The organism is Kitasatospora sp. NPDC058190 (assembly GCF_042883685.1).
Taxonomy (GTDB): Bacteria; Actinomycetota; Actinomycetes; order Streptomycetales; family Streptomycetaceae; genus Kitasatospora.
Genome location: NZ_JBHVVI010000269.1, coordinates 1 through 2,683 on the forward strand (window position 1 = coordinate 1; position 2,683 = coordinate 2,683).

The 2,683-nt window shown below is 71.5% G+C and carries 2 protein-coding genes; both read right to left on the reverse strand.

From position 1 onward, the window contains the following. Nucleotides 1-89: 89 nt before the first annotated feature. Nucleotides 90-1,589 (reverse strand): glutamate--tRNA ligase, encoded by a 1,500-nt coding sequence (gltX, locus tag ACFVWU_RS44665; protein ID WP_387632412.1) that lies wholly within the window; start codon nt 1,587-1,589, stop codon nt 90-92. Next, complete coding sequence (locus tag ACFVWU_RS44670) at nt 1,582-2,382, reverse strand: fumarylacetoacetate hydrolase family protein (protein WP_387632415.1); 801 nt, start codon at nt 2,380-2,382, stop codon at nt 1,582-1,584. The genes gltX and ACFVWU_RS44670 overlap by 8 nt, the downstream gene beginning before the upstream one ends. Nucleotides 2,383-2,683: the final 301 nt, after the last annotated feature.

The following is a 2,683-nucleotide window of genomic DNA, read 5'->3' on the forward strand; positions in this document are numbered from 1 at the left end:
GGCCCGGCGGAAGGCCGGGCCCGCGGCCTGCTCAGCGGCCTGTTCGGGCCTGCCCTGCGGATCTCCCGTCGGGCAGGCCCTCACAGCGCCTAGGCGGCGGGCAGGGCGTCCAGGGCGGAGCGCAGCCGGCGCAGCGTCTCGGGGCGGCCGAGCAGCTCCATCGACTCGAACAGCGGCGGGGAGACCCGGCGGCCGGTGACGGCCACCCGCAGCGGCGTGAAGGCGAACTTGGGCTTGATGCCCAGGCCCTCCACCAGCGCCTCACGCAGCGCGGCCTGGATCGGCTCCGGGGTGAAGTCCGCGAGCTCCTCCAGCGCCTTGACGCTGGCCTCCAGCACCGGGCGGGCGTCCAGGGTGAGCACCTTGGCGGCGTCGTCCGGGTCGACGGTGAAGTCGGCCGGGTCGACGAACAGGAAGCCGGCCATGTTGACGATCTCGCTCAGCACGACCATCCGCTCCTGGGTGAGCGGCGCGACCTTGGCGAGCAGGTCCAGCTGCTCGGCGGTCGGCTCGGCCGGCAGCAGGCCGGGGGCCTGCAGGAACGGCACCAGGCGCCGGACGAAGTCCTCCGGGGCCAGCCTGCGGACGTGCTCGGCGTTGATCGCCTCGCACTTCTTCAGGTCGAAGCGCGCCGGGTTGGCGTTCACCTTGGCGACGTCGAAGGCGGCGACCATCTCGTCCATGTCGAACAGGTCGCGGTCCTCGGCCAGCGACCAGCCCAGCAGGGACAGGTAGTTGAGCAGGCCCTCGCGGATGAAGCCGCGCTCGCGGTACATGTTGAGCGAGGACTGCGGGTCGCGCTTGGAGAGCTTCTTGTTCCCCTCGCCCATCACGTACGGCAGGTGGCCGAAGCGCGGGGTGAGGCCGGCGCCGACGCCGATCTCGGCGAGCGCGGCGTACAGCGCGATCTGGCGCGGGGTGGAGGAGAGCAGGTCCTCGCCGCGCAGCACGTGGGTGATGCCCATCAGGGCGTCGTCCACCGGGTTGACCAGGGTGTACAGCGGGGCGCCGTTGGCCCGGACGATGCCGTAGTCCGGCACGTTCTCCGGCTCGAAGGTGAGCGTGCCGCGGACCAGGTCGTCGAAGCTGATGGTCTCGTCGGGCATCCGGAAGCGCAGGATCGGCTCGCGCTTCTCCAGCTTGTAGACGGCGACCTGGTCGTCCGTCAGGTCCCGGCAGTGGCCGTCGTAGCCGGAGGGCTTGCCGGCCGCGCGGGCGGCCTCGCGGCGCGCGTCCAGCTCCTCGGCGCTGCAGTAGCAGTGGTAGGCGTGGCCGGCCTCGTGCAGGCGGCGGGCGACGTCGGCGTAGATGTCCATCCGCTGCGACTGGCGGTACGGCGCGTGCGGGCCGCCGACCTCCGGGCCCTCGTCCCAGTCGAGGCCGAGCCAGCGCATGGCGTCGAGCAGCTGGTCGTACGACTCCTCGGAGTCGCGGGCGGAGTCGGTGTCCTCGATCCGGAAGACCATGGTGCCGCCGTTGTGGCGGGCGTAGGCCCAGTTGAAGAGGGCGGTGCGGACCATGCCCACGTGGGGGTTGCCGGTCGGGGAGGGACAGAAGCGAACCCGGACGGCCGGGTCAGTGTTAGCCACGCGTGATCACCTTGTTGGTGAGAGTGCCGATGCCTTCGATGGAGACGGCGACCTCGTCGCCGACGTTGAGGGGGCCCACCCCTGCGGGCGTGCCGGTGAGGATGACGTCGCCGGGCAGCAGCGTCATGGCCTCGGAGATGTGGACGATCAGCTCGGCGACCGAGCGGACCATCAGGGAGGTGCGGCCGGTCTGGCGCAGCTCGCCGTTGACCGTGCAGGTGATCGCGAGGTCGCCCGGGTCGAGGTCGGTCTCGATCCACGGGCCCAGCGGGCAGGCCGTGTCGAAGCCCTTGGCCCGCGCCCACTGGCCCTCGCGCTGCTGGACGTCCCGGGCGGTGACGTCGTTGGCGCAGGTGTAGCCGAGGATCACCTCGGGCACCCGGTCCAGCGGCACCTCGCGACACATCCGACCGATCACCACGGCGAGTTCGGCCTCGTGGTGGACGTCCGAGGAGAACGGCGGGTACGCGATGCTCTCGGTCGGGCCGATCACCGAGGTGGAGGGCTTGAAGAAGGTGAGCGGGGTGTCCGGGACGTCGTTGCCCAGCTCGGCCGCGTGCGCCGCGTAGTTGCGGCCGACCGCCACGATCTTGTTGGGGAGCATCGGGCTGAGCAGCCGGACGTCCTGGAAGCGGTAGCTCTCGCCGGTGGGCTGGGGTTGGCCGAACGGGTGGCCGGCCAGCGCGTGGACGACCAGCGAGTCGGTCTGGGAAGGGTCCCCCTCCACTACGCCGAAGGAGACGCTGCCGGCGGCAGGGCTCCCTTCCCGGACGGAAAACCTGGCAATGCGCACGGCTGGGCTACCCCTCGCTTCGTCGGCCGCCCGGGGCGCCCCCGGGCGCTGCTGGGCGCCCCGCCCTCCGTGGGCGCGGCCCCGTCAATCGTCGTCCAGGCTATCGCGTGGGGCCCCTCCCGACCGCTTTGCCCCTGTTCAGCGTGGTTGGGGCGGGTACCGCCCCGAGCGTCGGGTCAGGAGCGGGTGAGTGACAACCGAGGGCGGGGGGGCCCCGGGGGGGGGGCGCCCCCGCGGGGTGTGGGTTTTTAAAAAAAAACACCGGGGTGTTTATAAAAAAATAAACGGCCCGCGCAGTGTG